Annotated in this window: 24 protein-coding genes; 12 read left to right on the forward strand and 12 right to left on the reverse strand. The window is 49.9% G+C overall.

Features of this window, described 5'->3' with window-relative positions; translation table 11 throughout:
* Positions 1-11: 11 nt before the first annotated feature.
* The 6 genes from F4Y39_12745 to F4Y39_12770 are packed head-to-tail and all read left to right on the forward strand — an operon-like array spanning position 12 to position 6,076.
* Positions 12-1,898, forward strand: a complete 1,887-nt coding sequence (locus tag F4Y39_12745) for a S9 family peptidase (GenBank protein ID MYC14589.1) — start codon at positions 12-14, stop codon at positions 1,896-1,898.
* Positions 1,899-1,909: 11 nt separating this feature from the next.
* Entirely contained in the window at positions 1,910-2,887 is a 978-nt protein-coding gene (locus F4Y39_12750) for a hypothetical protein (GenBank protein MYC14590.1), read from the forward strand.
* Between the two features lie 23 nt (positions 2,888-2,910).
* Positions 2,911-4,221 carry a hypothetical protein gene (locus tag F4Y39_12755; protein MYC14591.1) on the forward strand — a complete coding sequence of 437 codons (1,311 nt, stop codon included), beginning with the start codon at positions 2,911-2,913 and terminating at the stop codon, positions 4,219-4,221.
* Positions 4,222-4,230: 9 nt separating this feature from the next.
* On the forward strand, positions 4,231-4,956 hold the full coding sequence (locus tag F4Y39_12760; protein MYC14592.1) for an OmpA family protein: 726 nt from the start codon (positions 4,231-4,233) through the stop codon (positions 4,954-4,956).
* Entirely contained in the window at positions 4,953-5,813 is an 861-nt protein-coding gene (locus tag F4Y39_12765; GenBank protein MYC14593.1) for an HNH endonuclease, read from the forward strand. Before F4Y39_12760 ends, F4Y39_12765 begins: the two co-directional genes overlap by 4 nt.
* An 11-nt stretch (positions 5,814-5,824) precedes the next feature.
* Positions 5,825-6,076 carry a hypothetical protein gene (locus tag F4Y39_12770; protein ID MYC14594.1) on the forward strand — a complete coding sequence of 84 codons (252 nt, stop codon included), beginning with the start codon at positions 5,825-5,827 and terminating at the stop codon, positions 6,074-6,076.
* Positions 6,077-6,217: 141 nt separating this feature from the next.
* Here the strand turns inward: F4Y39_12770 and F4Y39_12775 are convergent, their stop codons facing one another.
* From F4Y39_12775 to F4Y39_12785, 3 genes are read right to left on the reverse strand one after another with little or no spacing between them, the layout of a single operon-like run.
* The gene (locus tag F4Y39_12775; GenBank protein ID MYC14595.1) at positions 6,218-7,042 is read right to left on the reverse strand and encodes a site-specific DNA-methyltransferase; all 825 of its coding nucleotides are present in this window, start codon (positions 7,040-7,042) and stop codon (positions 6,218-6,220) included.
* 10 nt (positions 7,043-7,052) lie between these two features.
* The gene (locus tag F4Y39_12780; GenBank protein ID MYC14596.1) at positions 7,053-8,015 is read right to left on the reverse strand and encodes a hypothetical protein; all 963 of its coding nucleotides are present in this window, start codon (positions 8,013-8,015) and stop codon (positions 7,053-7,055) included.
* 29 nt (positions 8,016-8,044) lie between these two features.
* Entirely contained in the window at positions 8,045-9,547 is a 1,503-nt protein-coding gene (locus F4Y39_12785; GenBank protein MYC14597.1) for a hypothetical protein, read from the reverse strand.
* 551 nt (positions 9,548-10,098) lie between these two features.
* On the opposite strand from F4Y39_12785, the gene F4Y39_12790 reads away from it, so the two are divergent.
* From F4Y39_12790 to F4Y39_12800, 3 genes are all read left to right on the forward strand, one after another.
* Positions 10,099-11,223 carry a mandelate racemase/muconate lactonizing enzyme family protein gene (locus F4Y39_12790; protein MYC14598.1) on the forward strand — a complete coding sequence of 375 codons (1,125 nt, stop codon included), beginning with the start codon at positions 10,099-10,101 and terminating at the stop codon, positions 11,221-11,223.
* 188 nt (positions 11,224-11,411) lie between these two features.
* On the forward strand, positions 11,412-12,701 hold the full coding sequence (locus F4Y39_12795; protein ID MYC14599.1) for a hypothetical protein: 1,290 nt from the start codon (positions 11,412-11,414) through the stop codon (positions 12,699-12,701).
* A 78-nt stretch (positions 12,702-12,779) separates the two neighbouring features.
* Positions 12,780-13,160: a transcriptional regulator gene (locus F4Y39_12800; GenBank protein ID MYC14600.1), complete on the forward strand. Its 381-nt coding sequence runs from the start codon at positions 12,780-12,782 to the stop codon at positions 13,158-13,160.
* 36 nt (positions 13,161-13,196) lie between these two features.
* On the opposite strand, the gene F4Y39_12805 is transcribed toward F4Y39_12800, so the two are convergent.
* The 4 genes from F4Y39_12805 to F4Y39_12820 all read right to left on the reverse strand — a co-directional run bounded on the left by F4Y39_12805 (position 13,197) and on the right by F4Y39_12820 (position 17,494).
* Complete coding sequence (locus tag F4Y39_12805; protein ID MYC14601.1) at positions 13,197-14,993, reverse strand: hypothetical protein; 1,797 nt, start codon at positions 14,991-14,993, stop codon at positions 13,197-13,199.
* A gap of 103 nt (positions 14,994-15,096) precedes the next feature.
* Positions 15,097-16,215 carry a PDZ domain-containing protein gene (locus tag F4Y39_12810; protein ID MYC14602.1) on the reverse strand — a complete coding sequence of 373 codons (1,119 nt, stop codon included), beginning with the start codon at positions 16,213-16,215 and terminating at the stop codon, positions 15,097-15,099.
* Positions 16,216-16,247: 32 nt separating this feature from the next.
* Positions 16,248-16,844, reverse strand: coding sequence for a hypothetical protein (locus tag F4Y39_12815; protein MYC14603.1), 597 nt, complete (start codon positions 16,842-16,844; stop codon positions 16,248-16,250).
* Positions 16,845-16,882: 38 nt separating this feature from the next.
* Positions 16,883-17,494, reverse strand: a complete 612-nt coding sequence (locus tag F4Y39_12820; GenBank protein MYC14604.1) for a sigma-70 family RNA polymerase sigma factor — start codon at positions 17,492-17,494, stop codon at positions 16,883-16,885.
* A 206-nt stretch (positions 17,495-17,700) separates the two neighbouring features.
* On the opposite strand from F4Y39_12820, the gene acs reads away from it, so the two are divergent.
* A complete protein-coding gene (gene acs, locus F4Y39_12825) occupies positions 17,701-19,695 on the forward strand; it encodes an acetate--CoA ligase (protein ID MYC14605.1) in 1,995 nt (664 codons plus the stop codon).
* Between the two features lie 53 nt (positions 19,696-19,748).
* Here the strand turns inward: acs and F4Y39_12830 are convergent, their stop codons facing one another.
* A complete protein-coding gene (locus F4Y39_12830; protein MYC14606.1) occupies positions 19,749-20,726 on the reverse strand; it encodes an Rpn family recombination-promoting nuclease/putative transposase in 978 nt (325 codons plus the stop codon).
* 778 nt (positions 20,727-21,504) lie between these two features.
* Between F4Y39_12830 and F4Y39_12835 the strand changes: the two genes are divergently transcribed.
* Entirely contained in the window at positions 21,505-21,828 is a 324-nt protein-coding gene (locus F4Y39_12835) for a type II toxin-antitoxin system RelE/ParE family toxin (protein ID MYC14607.1), read from the forward strand.
* Positions 21,828-22,118 (forward strand): helix-turn-helix transcriptional regulator, encoded by a 291-nt coding sequence (locus tag F4Y39_12840; GenBank protein MYC14608.1) that lies wholly within the window; start codon positions 21,828-21,830, stop codon positions 22,116-22,118. The genes F4Y39_12835 and F4Y39_12840 overlap by 1 nt, the downstream gene beginning before the upstream one ends.
* Before the next feature lie 158 nt (positions 22,119-22,276).
* Here the strand turns inward: F4Y39_12840 and F4Y39_12845 are convergent, their stop codons facing one another.
* The 4 genes from F4Y39_12845 to bioA are packed head-to-tail and all read right to left on the reverse strand — an operon-like array spanning position 22,277 to position 25,735.
* The gene (locus F4Y39_12845) at positions 22,277-22,579 is read right to left on the reverse strand and encodes a hypothetical protein (GenBank protein MYC14609.1); all 303 of its coding nucleotides are present in this window, start codon (positions 22,577-22,579) and stop codon (positions 22,277-22,279) included.
* Between the two features lie 24 nt (positions 22,580-22,603).
* Positions 22,604-23,671: a methyltransferase domain-containing protein gene (locus F4Y39_12850; protein MYC14610.1), complete on the reverse strand. Its 1,068-nt coding sequence runs from the start codon at positions 23,669-23,671 to the stop codon at positions 22,604-22,606.
* 7 nt (positions 23,672-23,678) lie between these two features.
* Positions 23,679-24,371 carry a dethiobiotin synthase gene (bioD, locus tag F4Y39_12855; protein MYC14611.1) on the reverse strand — a complete coding sequence of 231 codons (693 nt, stop codon included), beginning with the start codon at positions 24,369-24,371 and terminating at the stop codon, positions 23,679-23,681.
* The gene (gene bioA, locus F4Y39_12860; GenBank protein ID MYC14612.1) at positions 24,368-25,735 is read right to left on the reverse strand and encodes an adenosylmethionine--8-amino-7-oxononanoate transaminase; all 1,368 of its coding nucleotides are present in this window, start codon (positions 25,733-25,735) and stop codon (positions 24,368-24,370) included. Before bioA ends, bioD begins: the two co-directional genes overlap by 4 nt.
* Position 25,736 lies beyond the last annotated feature (1 nt).

Here is a 25,736-nt window from a genome sequence, read left to right on the forward strand (position 1 = left end):
CAGAAAAATCCATGGCCCGAATCAGTCCCGACGGCGAGTACCTGAGCTACCTCGCGCCAGTGGCGGGCGTTTTAAACGTCTGGGTCACCGCAGTAGAAGATCCCGACTCAGCCAGACCGATCACCAAAGACGAAGAACGCGGCATCCGCCTCTACATCTGGACCTATGATGGGCAGCACATCCTGTACTACCAGGATGCCAAAGGCGACGAAGACTGGCACGTGTACGCGACGAATATCACCACAGGCGAGACCCGAGACCTGACGCCCTTTGAAAAAGTCAACGCGCAGATTCTCTCAGTCAATGAAAAGACGCCCAACGAGATCCTGGTCGGCATCAACAATCGCAATCCGCAGCTACACGACGTCTATCGAATCGCGCTTTCCACCGGCGAGCGGACCCTGATCGAAGAGAATCCGGGCTTTGTCTCTTACCTGTTCGACAACGACGACCGCACGCGCTTTGCCATGACATTTTCGCCGACCGGAGGACAGGAGATCCTCCAAAGGGATGAGAGCAACCAGTGGCAACCCTTCATAGAGGTTCCCAACACCGACGCCCTGACAACCTATCTGACCGGCTTCGACAAATCAAACCAGATCCTCTACCTGATCGACAGCCGCAAGCGAAACACGGCCGCCTTATTCACCCTCGACCTAGTGTCCAGGAAACAAGAACTGGTAGCCGAGGACGACCGCGCGGATGTGGGTGGGATATTGGTTCATCCAACAGAGAAACACGTACAAGCCGTATCGTTCATTTACGACCGCAACCGCTGGCATGTGCTGGACCCGGCGATTCAAGAGGACATGGATTACTTGCACTCGGTGGAAGACGGCGAATTGTCCATCACCAGCCGCACGCTCGACGACCGCTTGTGGACAGCGGCCTACGTCCTGGACAACGGGCCGGTCAAATACTACCTGTACGACCGCACAAGGAAGCAGGCGAATTACCTGTTCAGCAACCGCACAGACCTGGACGAGTACCAACTGGCCAGGATGCATTCGCTGACCATCAAATCCCGCGACGGATGGAACCTGGTCCGCTATCTAACGCTCCCCCCCGACAGCGCGCCCGAAGGCGACGCGCGCCCGAGCAATCCGGTCCCGCTGGTTTTACTGGTGCACGGGGGTCCCTGGGGACGCGACATCTGGGGCTACAATTCAGAGCATCAATGGCTGTCGAACCGCGGTTACGCCGTACTGAGCGTCAACTTCCGCGGTTCGACCGGCTTCGGCAAAGAATTCACCAACGCCGGCAATGGCGAGTGGGCCGGCAAAATGCACGACGACCTGATTGACGCTGTCAACTGGGCGATCCGTGAAAAGATCACGCAACGCGACCAGGTGGCGATCATGGGCGGCAGCTACGGCGGATACGCGACCCTGGTCGGATTGACCTTCACCCCCGAGACATTCGTCTGCGGCGTCGATATTGTCGGCCCGAGCAACCTCGTCACATTGCTACAAAACGTGCCGCCCTACTGGATTCCAATCCTCCCAATGATGAAAGACCGCGTAGGTGACTGGACGACAGAAGAGGGCCAGCAATCCTTGCTGGCCAAATCGCCGCTTGCGCGTGTAGATCAGATCCAGCGGCCTCTGCTGATCGGCCAGGGAGCCAACGACCCGCGCGTCAAGCAAGTCGAATCCGATCAAATCGTCGAGGCGATGAAGCAAAAAAACATCCCCGTGACCTACGTGCTTTACCCAGACGAAGGGCACGGATTTGCACGACCGGAAAACCGCTTATCGTTTTACGCCGTTGCTGAGGCGTTCTTATCCGAGCACCTGAACGGACGATTTGAACCGGTCGGAGAGGACTTTCAAGGAGCGAAAATTCAGGTGCCAGAAGGCGCGGACCAGGTCCCCGGACTCCAGACGGCCCTGGCGTAAATGAGAACCACATGACAATCTCCCTCGACCCCATCCGCGACGATCTGATCACCTGGGCAGAATCCCTCTACCTCCCGGACACGGGAGCCTTCCGCAATGGCGACGCACCCGCGCCCAGCCTCCCGAGCACCCTCTTCATCACCTATATCCTGTACAGCATGGACGCGCTCGACGCAGTCGCGCTTGACCGCGCAAAATGGATCGCCTGGATCCAATCGCAACAGAGCGAACAGGACGGATCCTTTGCCTTCCCGCCCTCAGACAATCCGCGCCGTGGAATCGCATTTTGGAACGCAGTTCGCGCACTCAACATACTAAGTGCTCAGGTCCTGAAATTCCCCGACGACCAGCGCAGCGCAACAACCATCACCGGACTCCGCCAATGGTTCAAAACGTGGAAAGCATCCGGCGACACCCATCACGAAGTCCTCGCGCGCGTACCCATGCTCGTCAGCCATCCAGACCCCGCCTGGGTCAACACATTCTTCGACGAACTCGCCGCACAACAGCACCCCGCGCTCGGAACCTGGCCCGGAGAAGGACCCACCAACATCAGCCGCACATTTGCCTACAGCCTGATCTACACGGGAATGGACAAACTCCCACCGCAAGCTGAGAAAATCGTAGATGCCATGCTGCATCTCCAGGAGAAAAACGGCTTCTGGCACGGACGCCCCAACTTTTCAACCATGGACGCGGTCTATCTGCTATCGCGACTGCCAAAAGCCGCCGGGTGGCGCGAGACAGAAGCAAACGCCGCGCTACACCGCACAGCAGATGCGCTCATCCCCTATTACAAAGCGCACGCAAAACGCGACAAGCAGGACACCCATCAATTCGCGGCCACCGTACAAACACTCGCCCTGCTATCCGAAGCCTTGCCCCAGCGATTTGCAACATCGCACCCGTGGCGATTCGGATGGAGCAACAGGGCGTTCTGGCAATGCCGCGTGATCAAAAATTCATTAACTGCTGATAACGAGGTATAAATTAAAACGGAGGAATTATCTACATGGACATAATGGACATACTTTTAATTGTTGTTGTCGCAATAATCGTCGGGACAATCCTGTGGTTCCGGAAAATTCGACATCAACAAGTCAATGCTATTGCCTCAATTGTGACCGTCATCGGGGTGCTTGGAACATTTGCTGGTATCGCTTGGGGACTTTTAAACTTTGACACACAGAACATTGAAGCAAGTGTTCCCCTGTTGTTGGAAGGCCTAAAGTTTGCCTTTTTAACTTCCATTATAGGAATTGTAGGCTCGATTTGTCTTAAATTATCATCTCTAAACGAGCGGAAAAAACAAGCAGCGTCAGAGGAGACCTATACAGGCGCAACCATTGATGACCTTGCAAATATCCTACTGTTAATTCACAAAGTACATCAAGCAGAAGGAGACGAAACCAGGGAAACCCTCCGTGCTATAGAAAAAGCATTGACGGGAGATGGTGACAGCACCGTTTTGACTCAATTGCAAAAGTTGAGAACCACCTTCTCAGATAAGCAAGACGATTTACTTCAGGCCTTTAAAGAATTTGCGACTCATATGGCTGACAACAATACAAAAGCGCTAATTGAAGCACTTGAAGCCGTCATGCGGGACTTCAATGCAAAAATCAATGAGCAGTTTGGTGATAACTTTAAGCAACTCAATGAAGCGGTCGGAAGAATCAACGACTGGCAAGAACAGTACCGTCAACAGATGGACGAACTGGCTGTGGAATTTCGGATTGCGGCAGAAAGCATCGAAAAATCACGTCAATCGCTGGAGAGTATTGCTGAACGAAGTGGTGTCATCGTTTCAAGCGCGGAAAAACTTGATCCCACACTTCAAGCAATACAACAGCAGATACAACTGATGAATAATCGTCTCGAGGCGTTTAGTGCGTTAGCTGATAATGCGAGTAACGCATTTCCAATCATTGAGAATCGGCTGAAACAATTAACCGATAACTTTACACAAGTGGTAGCAGAAAACATTGATAATTCGCAGGTTTCTATGGAAAGACAAAGAGAAGCCTTGACAAATCAAGCCCAACAACTTGAGACGATAGTGACAGACACAAACAGGCGACTCAATACCGAAACGGAGCGCATTTTCCGCGAAAGCACAGCCAATATGACCCAGCAAATCCAACTCCTGGATAGAGCACTTCAGGAAGAACTCACAAAATCCATTGAATCATTGGGAAGTCAACTTGCCAGTCTATCAAGACGATTTGTTGATGACTACTCGCCCCTAACGGATCAGCTTCGCAACGTAGTACGAATGGCAGATGGTTTACAACAAACAGGTCGTTACCCACGACGCCAATAGGACAGGATGATGAGTGAAGAAATTCTGACAAATAGAGAGCAAGATACGGAAGAACATTGGATCTCTATTTCTGATATGATGGCTGGATTGATGGTAATCTTCCTATTTATAGCCATTAGTTATATGCTGCATGTTCAAGCAGAAAAAGAAAAAATTGAGAAAATTGCTGTCACGTATGAAAAATTGCAGTCCGACCTATATGCCGACCTTGAGAAAGAGTTTGAAAAAGACCTGAATAAATGGAACGCTGTCCTGGATAGACAAACTCTCTCTGTCCGGTTCAAAGAGCCTGAAGTGTTATTTGCACAAGGGGAAGCAGAGGTTCGTCCCGCCTTCAAAAACATCTTGAAGAATTTTTTTCCCCGTTATATTAAAGTTTTGAGGCAATCTGATTATATCAACGACATAGCGGAAATTCGTATTGAAGGACACACCTCAAGCGAATGGGAGACAGGCGTGAGTCCTGAAGAGGCTTATATTCGTAATATGGAGTTATCACAGGACAGAACAAGACGTGTACTTCAATATGTACTTCTCCCCGAACTCAGTGGGAATCAGGAGATCAGGTATTGGCTGAAACAGTTCTTGACCGCCAATGGGTTATCTTCAAGCAAGGTGATTTCTTATCCTGATGGCACAGAAAATAAAGAAGAATCAAGACGAGTGGAGTTTAGAGTGCGGACGAATGCGGAGAAACGGATTGTTGAAATTATAAAGCGAGATAAAAAAGAATGAACCTGCCAGATTTTTCAAAACATGTTGGATTGAATCAACTTCGACAAAATATGGAAGCTGAACTGATCTCATGGAATTCAGGAGAAGAGTGGAATTCTATAAATATCGATAAAATTTTAGTTACAACAGGGATAGAGATCACACCTGATGAAATTGAATATGCTGATGATGGCACACTTGAATACGGAGGACGAAAGGTCGTCGTTTATATCCGAGACCAATATGTGCCAGGTGACGCTACTCGCGAACAGTTATACAAATTTCATGTTGCCGACTGTGATGCTCTACAGGAAATGAAAAAATTAAATAGGTACGAAAGATATGTGGTTACATATCGAAGGGATGGAAAATTTATTGTCAATCTTCTTGGGGAAAGCGGGTATCGCGATAAAGAGGAAGAGGTCGAGCGCAGGCTATATGTCTGTAAGTATTGCTTAGACCGACTAAATTACAACGGTTACCGTAGGCGCGGATACTCGGGACAGAATGCAATCAGGGATTATTTCGACTTGAGAGCGTTTTTTGAAAGATATGATTCTCAAATAACAAGAGATCCGACGCATACTGACATTACAGCCCCAGTAAATACTTATCCGCCGAACTGGGAGCAAATTTCTTACAGATATAAAGAAAAGCGGAACTGGAAATGTGAAGAGTGCGGCGTTAATCTTAGAGATGAGAGAAAGTTTCTTCACGTCCACCACATTAATGGTCAAAAGAACGACAGCAACGAAAAAAATTTTCTTGCCTTGTGTATCGGCTGTCATGCAAACAAGCCTCAACACCATCAACTCAGATCCGATCCAGACTATAGGGAATACATGCGCTGGTTCAATCAACCCAAAATGCCATTTTAAAGGATAACGGCATGAGAGTACGACAGCCGCGTTATAGCAAAGAGGAGTTCGCCCAGCGCGGTCAGGCGATTTATGAGCAACGAGTGAGGCCACAGGTGGAAGAAGGCAACAGCGGTAGGATTGTGGCGATTGATATTGAAACAGGCGAGTTCGAGGTAGCGGACGACCCACTTGCCGCATCTGACCAACTTTTTGCGCGTTGTCCAGATGCGCAGCCGTGGTTAATCCGCATCGGCCACCGTGCGCTACATCGGTTTGGGTAGTTTCAGTTAGGGTTACTAACTTGAAGTCCGTTTTTCGGTTTTTGGGTTCAAGACCCAATTCTAAGACAGTAATATCTTGATTTAGATCTAGGTTCTTGTGATCAAGATGCTTAGAGTGATGAGGGATAAAACTCCAATGGATTAGCAGTCACATGTTCTTTCGGCCATGTATTCCTTAACCCTTCTTGACGCGATATCACAGTATATTTTCTCTCTATCACACGCCACAAAGCTCATTTGAGCTTCAACAGCCGAAATCAAAGAGGTACCAGATCCTACAAATGGATCAACCAATAGCCCGTTATTCAATCCGCTGATTTGAATAACACGTCGAGTCAATTCTAAAGGAAGCTCATTCTCAGCCCTCTTCTTGTGTTTTGCGTGTCGAACAGGACTCAAATCATCCCACACATCGCTGAGGTTTATTCCCGATTCAATATAGTGCTTGTACCCTCCATAATCTTTGATATATTTTCCACAACTTCTACACGTTGGCGCGGGAATTTTTGGTCGATTGAATACCTGTGGTTCTCCATTAGTGAGATACAGTAAGGCATAATGTGCAGGATACAGATATTTTCCTCGGACAAACCCGTTTTTCATTGTGACCGATATCCAATGTCGAAATGTCAAATGTTGCTGAAGTAATGCACCAAATTTGATCGCCCATTGTGGCAAATGATACAAGTACAACGCACCACCTTCCTTCAGTTTTCTCATTGAAGAGAATAGTACGCTTCTCATGAACTCCTCGTATTCAGATTCAGCGATCTTGTCCTCTTTTCTACTATTTGACCCATACTTCTTACCCAGATTAAAGGGTGGGTCGAGAAAAATGATATCTGCGCACCCATCCTTCAGACTATTCAAGAGCTTCAGTGCATCACACTTGATCAAAATGCCTTCATCTAACTTGCGTATATATCCTGGAGGTTTACCCAACCATATTGATCGTTCTTTAGCCATTTGTTAAACCCTATAAAACCCGGTGATCCTCAATTTTTCCACTTTCAGTTACAATCCCTGCCCCTGAAAATATGTCTCTGAGAGCAGATTTATATCGCGCATCAGGGGTCGCGGTTGCTTCACCTCTCCAAGTAAACTTGACTATCCAAGTAACCATTGGAGCGTGTTCGCCATCTCCACCATAGCGCAAATTTCGTTCAGTAGAAACGCTCCAACCTTGGCTATGAACCAAGTCGGCAATGATCTTTGGTACCATTACCATAATTACTTTCTGTTGATCTTGCCTATCAAGCACTGTAAAGTCCAACTCATTGCAATCTGAAATCTGCTCATATAGTGCGTCTTTGAAGAATTCTTTACAACTACGAGCGAAAACAGGTTCACGGCTTAAATTCTCTAATAAGAATTTTTTCATCCACCTATTGACTTCCTCTTTGACTTCCTCTGGCCAAACCACTTCACCGTGAAGCGTTAAGCATAAGGTCCAATCATTTCTGGGAGACCTGGTATGTAGCTGGCAAAGTTTGCGTATCCAAGCCAAAACTGGGAACTTAACACCTCCATTTTCTGGCATACCCTTCAACGGACTATTCAAGTCCAGATTCACAATATGCGCTCGGCAATATTTCTCATCCTCATCTCGAGGCCAGTTAAACATATCTTCGCCTCTAACAATGCTCTGAAACGGAGCTTCCCTTATTCTTAATCCTACGAACTTTCTTTGTAATTGTAAAACAGATTCATTATTATTTTCAACAGCTACAACCTTATGCTGATCTTTTTCTTTAATGGATCCGACTTCCGTTAATGAAATGAGTTTCTGGTCAATAAGAAGCTCTATATCTCGTCCTTCGGCTCCACTCAACGTTAAATACCAAGGTACATCACTATCAGGATACTGCTCTGCTACTGATTTGACTTCCTCAAGCCAGAGAGAGCGGATGGTCAGTTTCTCGGCTCTATCTTCGTTCATTGCACGGTCTACCGGTCGAGAATGTCCATTCACTTTTTTAGTCGCTCCGTCAATCTCGATAAGAAATCTTCTAGCTGCCTTTGGCTAAGAACATCCTTTGCTGCTTCAACAACAACTTCGTACAATGAATTGACTGTAAATCTCTTTAGCAACTGCTTCTGGTTAGGTTCCTTTCTTGCGGTGTCAGACCAACTTTTCTTAATAGCACTTGCTGCTTTGGGTGAAACATCTGCGATCTGTTTGTCTGCGACATCACTAATCTTTTGTACAATATCTTGGGCTTTACTAACCTTCTGTTCTTTGCTTCTTTCACCGTATATTTCATTGCGTACACGTCTTATCAATTCAGGAATGTATTCGTGGACAGCTTGTTGGAGTTCAGTATATGCGAGATGTGATTCTCGCAACGTTCGTCTATCAATATTCATCGCATTTTCAAGTCGATCATCCGCCACAATTTCACCTGATATCCAAGCCTGAAATAACGGTCCTGCACTGGAAGTAAAACCTAAGAAGCTAGGATCATATTCGCCAACAGCAGCATTTCGAATTCGAATCAACACTCCCTGTAATTCTTGAGGTCGGATCGTGCTATACTGAGCATAGAAGTATCCCTTAGCAGCGACATTTTTCCCTTTAAAATTGAATCGTGTAATTATAGTCTTTTCAGGTTCAGGCGGTGAAAAGACTATTGGTTTCCTAATTTCACTCCCGTCAATAAATAGTGAAAAGTCTAGTTCTGCAGCTTCCTTTTCTATATCCTTTACGCTTGATTTTAGGGTCGGCAAAATCCACTCATCATGATAAGCCACAGGAACATTTAAGCCGATTTTTAGCAGGTTTTGAGAATAAGCGTCAAAAGTATCCCAGCTTCTCAGGCCCTTCTCCGCTAATATTTTACACATTGAGGATGGAGATTTTCCGTATAGTGATTTTTTGCCTGCAGAAAACTCAGTGGTTCCGACACCAGCAAGAATGGGTTGAGCCTCGTCTCTTATTTGCTTTAAAAATATATGGGTATAGTGGCTATCTTTATCAGCATCTAAGGTCACAGCACCTTCGTAATCTGCCTTCGCAATCCCTCCGTTGTTACGCCTTCTTTCCTCCACATCCTGTCTCATAAGATCGAATCGAATTGAGACTTCCAATAGTTCTGTGCTTCCTTTCTTTGTTGACACAATTTCCATAACATTGCAGATCTCATTGGCGGCAATAAATCCGATTCCTATTTTTCCAATCTTAGGTCGCCCCAATGGTGTTGTGTCAGATTCTTCACGCTTATATGATTCACTTATCCGACTAAAATGCTTTTCGAACTCGTCCTTGTTAAGCCCAAACCCATCATCCTCAATTATTATGCGATCTGCATCAGGTTTAACAAATACGTTTACACGCTTTGCATCAGCATCAAAAGAATTGTTTATCAACTCTTTCAAACAGGCTGCTGGAGACTCGTATAGTCCGGAACTCAGGTACTCAACTATACGAGATGCCACTACTATCTCGCCCTTGAATTTGTCTTCATCAGCCATTGGTAATCATCCTAATAGTGCCAGCCATATATAAAATCACTATATATTGAATCCGATACTGGCACCCATATTGATGGATTTGTAATTTTGAACAATCCAGCCTACCTGCAGAAGATACTGCAAGTATTCAAGTCTATTGGGAAATATCCTTGCATGACTTTTTGAAGTTCGATAGTTTGAGATGACATAGACCTGTGCCTTGTTGTGCTGAGAAAGGCCAGTTTTGGGTGATTTAAACCTAACTTTTTTTAGTAATTTTCACAGGTCTTTTAGTTTTTAATTTACCTTTCACATATAGCCAAATTTTGGGACACACGCAAGGGCAATTTCTGACTATAATTGTAGCGAACCCTAAAAAACCGGCCTGTGAATGACCTGCATATCTCTTATCTATCCCATCACCGACGAAGGCGCAACGCCAATTAATGAAAACTGGATTGCGGCTCAAAACCATGCCGCAATGACGGGGAACAGGTCGATATGGACAGCCTTATTTGACGCGGTGTACTAACCGCCCATTATACACACACCAGCACAGGAGCGCATCACCCATGAAAATCACCGACGTAGAAACCATCGTAATCAAAAACATCCAGCCCTATCGCGGGGGGCGATACTGGCTCTTTGTCCAGCTCATCACCGACGAAGGCATCGTCGGACTGGGCGAGCGGCCCTCGGGAAATGCCACCAATCTGGACTCCCAAATCAGCCTCATCAAAAACCTCTGTCAGCAATTCGCCATCGGCACAAGTCCCTTCGACATCGAAAGCCTGTGGCAGCGCATCTTTGCGTCCCGGCACGACTACCGCCATCCCGGCCTCGACGCAACACCCGCCTTGAGCGCCATTGAAATGGCGTGTTGGGACATCGTCGGCAAAGCATTAAACCAGCCCATCTACAATCTGCTCGGCGGCAGAGTCCACGACAAACTCAGAGCTTATGCCTACATGCCAACCGACGGCATTTGGGAAAATCCAGAACGCGCGGGCGAAATTGCGACCTGCCTGGTCGCAGAAGGAAACACCGCCTGCAAATTCGACCCCTTCCAACCCCTCTTTCCCCACCCGCGCGACTTCCCACTCAAAACCATCCGCCACGTCGCCAAAATATTCAAAAGCATCCGGGACGCAGTCGGCGACGAATTGGAAATCGGCATCGGCACCCACGGACAATTCAGCACATCCGGCGCAATTCGCGTGGCAAAAGAACTGGAAGAATTCAGCCCCTTCTGGTTTGAAGAACCCGTCCCCCCGGAAAACATCGACGAAATGGCCCGCGTCGCCGCTCACACCAGCATCCCAATAGCCACAGGAGAACGGCTCGTCACCAAATACGAATTTGCCGAACTCCTCAAAAAACAGGCCGCCCAAATCCTCCAATTAGACGTGGGCCAATGTGGCGGAATATTGGAATCCAAAAAAATCGCCAGCATGGCCGAAGCCCACTACGCCCTCATCGCACCCCACATGTATTGCGGTCCCATCGCCGCAGCCGCCGCAGTACAACTCGACACATGCTCGCCGAACTTTCTGATCCAGGAATTCAACGCCAACGACCTCCACAGCGAAATATTCGTAGAACCAATCCGATTTGAAAGCGGCTATATCACCCCACCAACAGGATCTGGTTTAGGCGTTGAACTCGACGAATCTGTCGTTGCCAAACACCGCGCGTAAGGTCTGGACTCCGGCCTGCGCCGGAGTGACCCCGTATAAGCATGTGCCGTAATGACTCTATACGGCAAGCATTACGGGGCAGGCTCCCAGGCAGTTGTCATTGCGGCATGCCTAAAGCCGCAATCCAGTCTATCAGAAAAACATATCAGCAAATTTTTTTGACAGAGCAATAAGCAGGAGGAGAATAAGTGGATAAGCTGAATATTTTTGAAGGCTACTTGAGCAAGCAGCCAGGTACGGAAGACCGCCTTACCTGGGCTTTAATGAACCTGATACGCATCTCGCCAATCATTCGTGCGGCATTTTTGGATCTCGTCCGGGACGAGCAGAAGCAACCGATACCTGCATTAACGGCCTTAAGAGAGCGTGAATGTGTCGTTCAAACCCAGACTGAAAATCTGTTCGCACAGGAAGGACGCCTTGTGGCTATTGGGATCACCGCCGAGGGAGAGGATGTCTATGACGATGTCCAGCTGGAGGATAGAGGAGCAAGATACGACGGCGTAGTGACCTTTATCGCACCAGAGAACCGGCGGCATCAGCAGGAGAGTTTGACCCTCACCGTTGAGAGCAAACGCGATTCTGAGGTCGAAGCGTGGCAGTTGATGCCGAGTGAGGCGAGTTTAGGCGAGGAGGGACAGATTAAAGTGGATTCGCAGGCCGTAATTTTGGCATGGCGAGATATCGTCAGTACCCTTACGGACATTGAACTAAGAGGGTTGGTCAGCCCAGCAGAGAGGGTGTTCATCCGAGACTTCATTGATTATGTTGCAGCCAACCATTCAGTGCTCAATCCATTTGAGCACTTCGCGGTGTGTAGGAACGATCTCGACCTACTGAATCGGCGATGCGAAATGATCCTGCGGGAGATTGACCCAACTGAGGCAGAGCAGGGACCGTTGCCTTTCATCCCTGTGGAATTTCCTTCTTACAAGCGGATCTATCTAAAGGCCAAGGATGATGCAAGATCATGGAGGATTACGCTTGAGTTTTGGCCGGGAGATACTGTGGCACAGGCACAGGAGTTCTGGTCGAAGGTTGACGCCAAAAAGCTCTTGGCGTTGCAGAACCAGAACGAAGATTGGCGACTGGTGTCGAATCTGCACTTCATGCACTGGAGTAATCGATGCTCGGCGACTACGTCGCTTGCAGTAAACGAATACATTGAGTTCTGGCAGTCAGGCGAGATGAAGATTGACTCTATATGGCCTGATGATGCCGGCTCTTATCGTTATCACTGGGATTGTCTGGTCGCTAAAAGTCTGATTTCTCCTGATGACATGGAGCCAATTGAAGCAGTAAGAACCGAGAAGAACCGCCCCTGGATCTCCATGTCACCCGGCCTCGGTATTAGCTACACCTGGTCGGCGGCGCGGGCATCCCAACTCGATAGGGATGGTGCCTTCGTGTTTGAGGTCAAAGAAAAGATCCGTGAGGCGACCGAGACCTGGGGGGAAGTTCCCGATTTCTGTAGTTAAGAGGTAGTCCTTGAACTGATGCCATTGCCGGCGTGATGAGCTTCCAAACCGAATTTTTTTATGACGAAATGCCCAATTATGGATATTAAACCCATCAAAACCGAATCAGACCATGAAGCCGCTTTGAGAGAGATCGAACGGCTTTGGGGAGCAACTCATGGTTCGCCAGAAGGTGATAAACTCGATGTTTTGGTCACGCTCGTTGAAGTTTATGAACAGAAGCACTACCCTATCCCGCCACCGGATCCAATTGAGGCAATCCTTCACCACATGGAGAGTCAAGGTTTATCTCATCGTGATCTTGAACCCTATCTGGGTTCAGGCACCAGTGTGTCAGAGGTTTTGAATCGAAAATGCTCACTGTCACTGAACATGATTCGCAAGTTGCATAAGGGTCTTGGAATTTCGGCGGATATTTTGGTTCAGCCTTATGAGTGCTCTTTGAAAAAAATTTATTGATATGTTTTTCTGATAGACTGGATTGCAACGAATCTTTCACTGAAACGCGATGCGATAAGTCAATGTATTTTCAGCATTGATGTACGCCGTCACGACCTGGCGATCACCGGATTTGAGATCGGTATCGGATAAAGTGAGTGCGTTTTCGGTTTCAATACAGAGCGAAACATCACCGCGCGTGAGAACCGATCCGTTCTTTATTGTATCCAGTTCTCCCTTCAAAAGCGGGAGAACCTCAGTAAATGCACCGGGGTAATTGACAGAAACCGTAATCGCATCGCTGGCAAAAAGAATCGTCTTGCTACCACTTTCTCCCAGAGGATAGGTGATCTCGAGGTCACCATCGGGCAGGTCACGCCTACCAGGTCGCGGTATGACCGGATCCCCATCAATCCGAAAAACAGCGGCAATATCGGCCTTTTCGCAGAGCGTACCATTGACAACCGTCCCCCAGGCAGCATGATCTGTATCCGTTTGAGACTGCAGAACAGCACCAGCGCGAGGATGCCAGAGCAACCCCAGCCCATACCGCTGTTGGGCACTCAGCACAGGCCCCGTATTAAAAGCAACGTAATAGGTTGGACGACGGACAAACGTAAAAACGACCGGATGGCGGCTGTCAACCCGCTGGTGTGTGAAGTGGTCTCGTGCGATATACGGCAACATCGCAGTGGCCGCTTCTTTTTGTTCCAGCGTGGGATACCAAGTAATGTGATCCCGATGCAAAAACGCATAAGGCGTAAAAGCCCAAAATTCACCGACCTGGAGCGGCGCAACAGCGGGCCAATTGGCTTCAAGGCGGGCGCGCGCATCTGCAATATCCCGTGCATGTGCCTCAACCGTGCGACCATAAGCGCGGGGCAACTCGAGTACTTCACCGAGCGCAGTCGTGTCGATATCCCCAGAATTAGACCTCTCGGCACCGCCGAGATTGGCGCGATACTCAGTGAGAAAAGCTCTCTGCTGGCGGGTTTCAACACCGCTGTTGAGCGCGTAACCCGTACCATCGGGTTCGCGCACGGCATTGTATGAAAACCAATCGTACCACCGCCGTTCTTTTTCCAAGAAAATAGACGCCCGATCCGTGCCGCGAGCATAGTGATAGGCAACGTGGATATCGCTGTGGTGAGTACCGAGAAAATAGCCCCAATCGGGACCGCTGCGCTCGTAAAAATAACCCGCTGGACTCTGAAATTCCGTCAAACTCTCTTCAAGACGTTGATCGAGCAAACGCTCGAGTTCTGCATCGGGAAAAAGATCCAGATACGCCAGCGCACCGCCCCAGGCATTGGCATACTGATTGGTAAAATTGCGACCCTGGGTTTGCAATTCATCAATAGTAAAAGTGGCGTAGAGTGCTTTGCGGTCGGCGGCTATGACGCGCTCGTGCAGGGCTGAATCAATGTCCGGACCGCTGTCGAGCAGGTGGAGGGTTTGCCCCATAAACTTTGTGGCAAAAGCAGTGGCGGCGAGATTCCAATTGCCGGGACCGTACTCGCTAAAACGCCCATCCCCGTTTTGAATGCCACACCAGAAATCGAGCGCAGCCTCGAGACGCTGGCGCAGGTCGGGCTGTGCGTAAAACACATTCCAGGGGCGGTCGGTACAAAAAAAGAAAGCCAGCGCCAGAATATTTTCCATAATGCGCGCATTGTGAGGTTTGTTATCTTTCGGCCTCCGCCAGACCGAAATATTGATAAAGCCGCGATCCGGACCATCCATCTCAACAGCATTGGCAACCCGATGAAAATGCGACAAATAATAGGGCAAATCGAGTTCGCCATCGGCAAAATCAGCGGGTGAAAAATCAGCAACAGGCGCGGGATTAAGCATGAATCAACTCCTTTATTTTACGATTCGTCGAAGAGAGCAAACTATAAAAAATAAAAAAGCGGTGATCCGAAGACCACCGCTTTTTTGCGTTTATCGCGAACACTTATTTATCGCGATGTAAAATCTGTCGCAAACGCCCGACTTCGCGTTGCAAATAATTGATATGTTGATAAACCGCTGCATCTTTGGGCTTCACCAGAGGCGCTGGACGCAAAGCGACCAGAGCAGCGCTATCCATCTGATCCAGCTCGACTTGTATCGCCACCACCTGTCCCTCGCGTCGAATACCTATCGTTGCGGTCTCGCCCGGCGTACTTTCCAGCACCATCCGCTTCAAATGCACTGGACCACCAATGGCGCGCCCACGATATGAAAGCACCACATCGCCCGGCTGAATCCCGCCCTCAGTTGCAGGACTATTCGGCTGCACATTGACCACCACCACCTCGTTGCCCCGTGGTGCAACCTCCACACCCAGTTTGCCATACGCCATCTGCCCATGTGCAACCAGCGCGCGCGCCACCCGCATCGCGCGATTGATCGGAATGACAAAAACCGACGACGGCAGGGAGGTCCATCCAAATAGAGAACCATCGTCTTGAGTAACGGTGCGAATCGGGTCTTCATAGCGCCACACCATACCCCCAACCCGTCCATTACCGCAAAACACGGGAGCCCCGCCATAACTGCTCTGCACGCGGGCCGACACCTGAAACAAATCCCTATCCCGATAGATTCCGTACACCATCCCAAAAGAAGGCACCAAATTGCCAAAGTCATTGCCCAACAAAAGGGCGTAATGCCCAATTTTAATATACTGTGAATCTCCCACCACAACCGTGGGCAAATTCTCTGCCTCAACGCGAATAACAGCAATCCCCGAAATCGGATCTGCCCCCACGAGCACCGCCCGCACCTGCACGCCAGAAGCCAGCGTCACCCGAATCTCATCGGCATCTGCAATAGCGGCTTCAATCGTTAAAATATAACCCTGGGGATCAAAAATAAACCCCGTGCCGTGGGTAAACACCGAACCAAACGGCCCGCTATCTGCCCGCGCACGGGGAGGATAGAGCGTGTGAATCCGCACCACACTCTGCCGATTATCTTCCAAAATTGCAGCAATTTCCTCTTCAAGCGTGCACAACAGGCTGCGTTCTTCCGTCCATCCCCTGCCCACAAAGAGCAGGCACAACGCCATTGCGCAACACAAAAATCTCATGATCCCGCCTCTCTCCACTTGTCGAGTCAACGTCAAAATGAATACGAAACGGGAACTTGTTTCACGCGGCGCAAATCGCGCATATCCGATGGCAGTTGCTTCAACCGCGATGCGGAATCCACACGCGCCGAATCCCGATAATGACGAGAATCCAGACTATAAGACTCCTTGGACAAACGCTCCAATTCCAGAGCACCAACATCAACACTCGGCAATATCTGGCCCTTCATCAGTGGAATTTCCGAACGCTCCACTGCCACTTGCGGCACCGGTGTTGTATCGCCATGGAAAACCGCCTGAGTCAACCCCAGGCCGATCACCACAGCCGCAGCCAGTGTTGTAATCTTCCGCGAGACAGAAGAAAACATTGCGCGACGTGCCTTGTTCAAAGGGTGTTTTTCTTTTGCCATAGCCATTGCCAAATGGCTGCGCAGGGTAAAATCAAACTCAGCCGATGGGCGCACCTGTGGCAATTGCGCCAGGCGCTCCCTCAAAGTTTGCACATCGGCCAACAAAGTGCGACAATGCTCGCACTCGGCGGCTTTGCGCTCCATTTCCGCCATCTCAACTGGACTCATTTCGCCATCTACATAAGCCGAAACTCGCGCTTCAAAATCAGTAACGGTCATGTCTATATTTTACCTCCGAGCAGGGTTTCCGGGATGTCTTAGACATTCAGGCCCACATCCCGACCTTCATTTTTCAATTTTTGTTGTAATTTTAAGCGCCCGCGATTGACGCGCGATTTCACCGTCCCAACCGGACACTTCACAATTTCAGAAATTTCATAATACGACATACCTTCCACATCGCGCAACAAAATCACCTGGCGGTAATTATCGGGCAACGAAGCAATGGCATTCTGAATCTCCACATCGGCCAGAGAAGATTCCGCCATGCGATCGGGACGCATAGATTCATCGGGCAAATCCATGCCCGTATCTGACTCCTCGTCTCGATCCAGTGAAAACAACCGCCATCGCTTGCGCCTCCTCAACTCACTTTTGGCCAAATTTCCGGCAATCGTAAACAGCCAGGTAGAAAAATTGGCAATTGCACGGTATTCCTCGCGCTTTCCAAACGCGCGCAAAAACGCCTCTTGCACGATATCTTCTGCCGTTTCCCGATCGCTCACAAAGCGAAAAACAAAATTGTACAACCGCCCTTGATAGCGCCGCACAATTTTTCCATAAGCATCAATATCTCCAGCAGATACTTCAGCTAAAATCTCCACATCGGGTTGTTCGCCAAGTCCATATCTCGAATTTGCCATAAGCATGGAATTCCTCCCCTTCGGGCATGTATTCCCCCTCCCATCCCAAAGCTTTACATCCTCAATCCTACTATTAAACCCCCCATGCACCGTCAGGGTTCCCAAAAATACGCGCCGACTGTTTTTCCACATTGCGCCTTCGTCAATCCCGTCTTATATTCATCACCCCAAATCCGAAACTGATGACATTCATAAGAAAGCGAGGAACCCCGATGGCAGCAAATCAGGTCGTCGAACAAAACGGACAATACATCCCACCGCAAAATCTCAGCACCAATGCACATGTCCCCAGCATAGATGCCTACGGGAAACAATACGAAAAATCAATTGCCGATCCCGAAGCATTCTGGGTAGAAATTGCCAATACATTTCACTGGTACAAAAAATGGGACACCGTGCGGTCCTACAACTACAATATAGATAACGGGCCGATCTCTATCAAGTGGTTTGAAGGGGCCAGAACCAACATCACGTACAACTGCATTGACCGTCACCTCGCGTCTCGAGGAGATCAAGTCGCCATCTTATGGGAAGGCAATGAGCCTGGTGAAGACGCCAAACTCACCTATAGTGAACTGCATGAACAAGTCTGCAAATTTGCCAACGTACTCAAATCTCGAGGCGTAAAAAAAGGCGACTGCGTCTCCATCTACATGCCCATGATCCCCGAACTCGCCATCGCTATGCTGGCCTGCGCGCGCATCGGCGCTGTCCACTCCATCGTCTTTGGCGGCTTCTCTGCCGAAGCACTGGCAGACCGCATCGTCGATTCCGCCTGCCAGATCGTACTCACCACAGATGGCATGTTCCGAGGCGACCGCCCCATGGAACGCAAGCAACCCGCCGACGAAGCCATCGCATTAGCCAACTCGCGCATGGGCAACATTAGTGTTCACACCTGCATCGTGGTCCAGCGCGTAGGTGAAGACAGTGGCATCGCATGTCCCATGCGTGAAGGACGCGACTTATGGTGGCACGAAGCCATGTCAGAAGCTGATGCCGACTGCCCCTGCGAAGAAATGGACGCCGAAGACCCGCTCTTCATCCTCTATACATCTGGCTCTACCGGCAAACCCAAAGGCGTACAGCACAACGTAGGTGGCTACATGGTGTACACGGGCTACACGCACAAAAACGTCTTTGACTATCAGGATGGCGACATCTACTTTTGCGCCGCCGACATAGGCTGGATCACAGGTCACTCCTACATCATCTACGGACCCTTATCAAATGCCGCCACCACCATCATGTTTGAAAGCACGCCCGTCTATCCCGACCCGGGCCGATATTGGCAGGTCATCGACAAATACAAAGTCAACCAATTCTACACTGCGCCCACAGCCATACGCGCCCTCACCCGAGAAGGCGACGAATGGCCCGCCAAATACGACCTGTCATCCCTCAAAATACTCGGCACTGTGGGCGAACCCATCAATCCCGAAGCCTGGCAATGGTATCACCGCAATATCGGGAGAGAGCGGTGTCCCATCGTAGATACCTGGTGGCAAACCGAAACCGGGGGCATCCTCATCAGTCCCCTGCCCGGCGCAACCCCCACCAAACCCGGATCCGCGACTTTTCCCCTCTACGGCATCAAACCCGTGGTCCTCGAACCCGAATCGGGCAAAATCGTCGAAGGCAATGGCGTAGATGGCGTACTCGCCATCTCAGAACCCTGGCCGGGACAAATGCGCACCGTCTATGGCGATCACAAACGCTTTGAAGAAACCTACTTTCAGCAATACAAAGGCTTCTACTTCACCGGTGACGGCTGTCGTCGAGATGAAGACGGCTACTACTGGATCACCGGCCGCGTAGATGACGTCATCAATATCTCGGGCCACCGCATGGGCACCGCCGAAGTCGAAAGCGCCCTGGTCTCACACGGAAAAGTGGCCGAAGCCGCTGTAGTGGGTTTCCCACACGAAATCAAAGGACAGGGTATCTATGCCTACGTCACCCTCAACGTGGGCGAAGCCTATACCGACGACCTCAAAGCCGAACTCGTCCAACAAGTCCGCACCGAAATCGGCCCCATCGCCACCCCGGACGTAATCCACTGGGCACCGGGCTTACCCAAAACGCGATCGGGCAAAATCATGCGCCGAATCCTGCGCAAAATCGCCGAAGACGACACCTCGGACCTCGGCGACACCTCCACCCTCGCCGACCCAACCGTCGTTGACGACCTCCTCGCCAACCGGTAGGGCAAAAAAAAGCGGGCACGGTTGCGTGCCCGCTTTTTTAATCAACCATCATCTCACGGCACTGCGTCATCCAACATATGTTCAAATGCTTCAAGACTGGACACCTGGACCGCCGAGCGGAGCACCTGTTTGAGGCGTTGCAAATCTTCAATGGCGGCTATGCGAGCAGATAGGGAATCTGTCGCGCGGAGATCAAATCGAATCTCCAACACATCAAGAATATCTGCAATAGCGCGGTCTCTACCTCCTTCCTCTCTGCCTTGCTCAATGCCTTGCTCAATGCCTTGCTCAATGCCTTGCTCAATGCCCTCTTCAAGGCCCTCTTCTCTGGCTTTCTCTCTACTTTCCTGAGTAAGGGATTGAAAAAGTGATGATTCGCGCAAGATGTCCATGATGCCCTCCTTAAAAATAATATCAGAAATCGTTTCAGACGCATATACCAACTCGCTCAACGCCACCATCCCAGCCAGATAATCCGCCCTATATGACCGGGCAATGGGGCGCGTCCGAGCCGTGTGAATACACTGATGCAACCACGCATCCGGGGTCATTCCTTCAGGCGGCTTCATCAACGGTGTGAAAGGAATCAGACCCGATTGCCCCGATTCGAGGACGCGCTCGCCTTCTATCTCAATCAGTCTGATCACGCGATACCGAATCGCGATTTCGTAGCCGAGATGCTCCTGGACATAGTGCCCGGGATCGTGCTGCCCCGCATTGGGACGCAGGTAGATCACGTTGGAATAGATCGGCAGACCGTGTTGCCGAATAGCATGTCCAATATAGCCCGCCATGCGTCGTGGCATAGGCGGATTGGTGCTGTCAGTCGTTTGAAACTCGTTGTGAACCAATACCTCCTCGCCATCGACACGCACGCGAATCAGGCTATCGGTCTGGCGTGCTTCAACAGTGTATTGCTCTGTGTCAATGACTGCAAGAACTTCGACGTCCTCGCGCCCGAGGGTGAATCCGGCAAAGTCGTCGGGATAAGTTTGAATGAGGTGTTTGGAAATCGTATCAAATTCGGCCATGTGAGATGCCTAGTCTGAAGGTTGGTCGTATTTTGGACAAACGCAACAGTCAGACCTCAAGCAAATATCGGGCCAATTATCACAGAATTGAACGATAAATTGCATATAAGCATCTCATTATGCCTTCAATATGCAGTATCGCGGCCTTGTTCACAACTTGAATTTAAATCCGCAGATGGACGCAGACGGGCACAGATGAAAGGCGAAAGGGTACATTTTGAGCCATGAATAGGCGGCATAGTGAAAGATATGTGCCACTTGCCCGATATTGGGAGAGCGGCATAGAATGGGCTGATGCGGTGGACCGACGCTTGTGTTCTTCACATTTCAAAACATCTCTCTTTATTTTTTCTCATACGCATCGTGTTGTCTTGGGATCATTCGCCGTCATAATGCAATTTCTTTTTTAATTCGTTACGCAATGCATGAGACTTGCTTTGGTAGAATGCCAATTGCTCTTTTACCGTTCTATCCTTGAGTTTCTCATAGTGCGCGTCTCGAATCCGGCGCACAATTTTAACCGCATCAAACGTCTTTTTCGTATCCATAATTGGTCACCTCACATTGCAACGTGCCCCTGTCTGCCGACAGGCAGGCGCAGATTGGTTATCAAAGATACTATAAACCAACGACAATCCAAATGAACGAGACAGCAGAAAAAAGATATGCTATTGGTTCAAATGATACAAACTCCGGCTATCAGGTCAAAAAGACAAGTTCTATATATATCTTCACATTTCGCTTTGACAAAAACTAACATATTTGATATGTATATAAGATGAAATTCGAAATCACATACTACAGCGACATACTACAGCGAGATATTTTGCGCTTTCCACCCGGCATCCGAGCGCGTTATTTTCTTTTAACCGACAGAATGGAAAAATTTGGTCCCAATCTTGGAATGCCGCACACGCGAGCAATGGGTAACGGTTTATTCGAGCTCAGATTGAGAGCCAAGGAAGGTATCGCCCGTGTGTTTTTCTGCACCATAGTCAACCGAAAAATTGTGATGTTGCACAGCTTCGTCAAGAAATCTCAGAGAACGCCTAAAAGAGACCTCGATATTGCCATCCAAAGAATGAGGGAAATCAAACAATGATGACACACGCAGAATTAAAAATGAAGGCTCTCGCAGACCCCGAAACCAGGGCAGAGTATGAAGCTCAAAAACCCGAGTTCGAATTGCTCGACAAGCTGTTAGAAGCCCGAAAACGCGCTGGTCTGACCCAGGAGCAGGTCGCCGAGAAGATGGGCACCAAAGCAACGGCAATCACCCGCTTAGAGTCTGCGAATAGCAATCACTCGCCATCTGTTCACACGCTACAAAAATTCGCTGAAGCTGTCGGCTGCCGGCTCAAAATTGAACTGATACCCCACAGTACGCGATAGACGTTTGTATCTCTCGCTTGCGGATCTCGATCTCTCGGGCGGCATCACGCTTACACACAAAATAGGTCCGTCGCCAGTTGCTCACAAAAATACCGCCCTCCCGATATAGGAGAGCGGCATAGGATGGATTGGTGCTATGAACCGACGCCTGTATTCTTCTATCCCTTCAGTTCCACAATAATATTCCGCCAAGGCCCATTCCCCACATTGATAGCCTCGTGAACATCTTCGCCATCGACATCTCGCCATTGCACCTGCCCATCCACCATATCGCGAGCCTCGCGTTTGACGCCATCTGATGAGACACCCTGGAGTTTCCCCCCGCCGATAACCACGTACAAATAGTCATTCTCGTGCCGATGCATACCCGTACTCTCGCCCGGGGCAAGCGCGAGATCCCAAACGCGCACGCGATCATTTTCATAGAGCAGTTTGGTCCCAATATCTTCAGATATATTCATCTTTAATCTCCTGTAGGAAAAATGTCAAACCGCAAACTTCTGCGCGACAAAAATATCGGCGCGCCGGCCCAGCACCGCGATATCTTTAATCTGTTCAATCAGCGTCAAATTGGTCTGCGCCAGCGCACTCTTGATCACATTCCACTCACTCGAAAGAATCGCAACAACGCCATTGGGACGCAAAACCCGGTCAATCTCCGCAAAAGCAGATTCATAGAGCGCGCGAAGTTCAAAAACAGACCCAACCTGACGGCCCCAGGGCGGATTGGTCGCAACCTTGTCAACCGATTGATCGGGCAGAGGCAATTGACGCGCATCCCAGTGAAAAACATCGCGCGGTTTGTGGCGATTGCCAAAATTCTCCAGCGTGTCCACAACAGCTTGCTCGTCGATATCCCCACCCTGAACCAAGGCATAGCGACCCGCAAGCGCGCGCTCAATCATAACCGTACCCGCACCGCACATCGGATCCAGAAAAACATCGCCATCTTCCGGACGGGTAAGCTGTACCAGTGCCCGCGCAATAGTAGGACGCAACGACGCCGGACGATTGGCAATCTTATAAGTGCGATGGCGCATCGTGCGATCCGTAAGGCGCAAACCCAGGCGCACCTGCCTGCCGGTCTGTTGCAACCACAATTCCAAATTGGCATCATCGGGCACAAGACGCCATTTGGGAAAGCGGCGATGTATAGCCCGTTCAACAGCCCCCTGCATCTGATTGCGACGGTAAGATTGCCAGCCCTGCATGGACGCCTGAACAATAACGCGATACCTTGTGCGCCCTCTGGGCAACCCATTGAACTGCCTGTGTACATTGAGCGACGGAATCAAATCGGGTATCTCACCTATAATATTGAGATCCTCGCGCTCTCCGCTCAGCGGCATATCCATAAGATTCAAAAAAATATCCTCTACCGTACCCAATTGGCGCAACGCGAGCGGGTCGCCCCGATAGTTGAACTGCACCAGATCGTAATCTCGCACACGGTCTGTTCGCACCCTGGAAAGGCGATTCCCAAAACAAAACCGCAACTCCCGCACAGTAATCTGTCCAACACCTCTAAATGACGTAGTATATAAAGTCGTCACAATATCTTTACTCACCCAAAATCAAACCCAGATCAACATGCGCCTCAACCAACGCCGCCATCCCCCCCAGGCAAATCGCATCCACATCGACATCCTGATCATAAGGGACAGTACCCGCCGACGGAACCCCGGAAATGCGCGTCACAACCTCTGGACTCATCTGCGCCGACACATCTGGTCCCCCCGGCGACAGCGTATTGTAGATCACACCATTAATCTGAAGACCGCGTGCCTCCGCTGCCTCAATCGTAAGCAACGTATGATTAATCGTACCCAGAGCTGCGCGAGCCACAATAAGAAGAGGCAAATCGAAATGCGCAGCGAGATCTGCCACCAGAAAATCATCCGCAATCGGCACCAGAAGACCACCCACACCTTCGACGAGCAAATAATCATGAACTTTCGAAATACGATCAAAAGCGTCAAAAACAGGTGCCAGATCGAGCACCCTCTCTTCCCGCGCAGCCGCAATATTCGGCGAAAGCGGATCGCGCAAGAAAATCGGATTGATAATATCCAGAGACTGGTCAGAACTTGCAGCCCGTCTCAACAACTCTGCATCCGCGCGACCACCCGCAGAAATCGGCTTCATAACCCCTGCATCGATACCTCGTTTCTTCAGCACCGCAGCCAACCCGGCTGTAATCGCCGTCTTGCCAATCTCCGTATCCGTACCCGTCACAAAAATCCCCCGCATCACCTCATATCCCCTTCTGTAACAACCCGAATCGCATCGCAAACAACATCTATCATCTGATCTATCTCACCTTTGGAAATAGCATAAGGAGGCATAAGAACAATCGTATTGACCAGCGGGCGAATAAGAAGCCCATTTTCCCGGGCAACATCGCACACGCGATGACCTATACGGTCCTCAAACGGATACGGCGTTTTATTTGCCTGATCCAACACCAGCTCAACAGCAACAATAAAGCCTCTCTGACGAACATCCCCCACATGTACCAAATCCCTGAACCGCTGCAACTGCTCCTCGAGATACGCGATCTTATATTCCAAATTCTCCAGTGTGCGATCTGTCTCAAATTTTTCTATCGTCGCCAGCGCAGCCGCGCAACCGAGCGGATTGCCCGTATAAGTATGCCCGTGAAAAAACGTCTTCATCTCCGCATAATCGCCCAAAAACGCATTGTAAATCTCATCCGTCGCAAGCGTAGCCGCCACCGGAAGATACCCCCCGGTAAGCCCCTTGCCCAGACAGAGCAAATCCGGCGCAACATCTTCGTGTTCACAGGCAAACATCTTCCCAGTGCGACCAAAACCCGTAGCGACCTCATCCGCAATCAGAAGCACATCGTATTTGTCGCACAACTCAGCCGCATGTTTGAGAAAACCCGGCGGATGCATAAGCATACCCCCCGCGCCCTGCACGAGCGGTTCCACGATAAAAGCCGCGAGGCGGTCCGCGTGTTCGGCAATAATCTTCTCCAGGGTATCAAAGCACGCCTTGTCACACGCCCCATTGCAGTATTCACATCGGTAGGGATGCGGAACGGGCGCAGAAACAGAAGAAAAAAGCAGGGGCCGATACACATGGTGAAAATGCGCAACTCCCCCCACGCTCACCGCACCAATCGTATCCCCGTGATAGCTCTCCGTCAGATGCAAAAAAGAGTCCTTCTCCCGACGCGGATGTGCCCGCTGCTGCCAGTATTGAAACGCCATCTTAACCGCAACTTCAACCGCAGTCGCGCCACTATCCGAAAAAAAAACCCGACTGAGACCCCGCGGCGCGATCTGCACCAACTTCTCCGCAAGTTGAACAGCCGGAATATTGGACAAACCCAACAGCGTACTGTGCGCCACGCGGTCGAGTTGCGCGCGAATAGCCCCGTCAATCTCCGCAACGCGATGCCCGAGCACATTGCACCACATAGACGAAAAGCCATCCAGATAGCGATTGCCGTCGATATCTACGAGATAAACACCATCGCCGTGCGAAATAATAACAGGGTCCTCATCCGCATAATCCCGCATCTGCGTAAACGGATGCCAGACAGCCGTGCGGTCGATATCCTTCAAATGGCGTTTCTGCTCATCGTCCATC

The sequence above is a fragment of the Gemmatimonadota bacterium genome, from assembly GCA_009838845.1.
In the GTDB taxonomy this organism is placed as follows: domain Bacteria; phylum Latescibacterota; class UBA2968; order UBA2968; family UBA2968; genus VXRD01.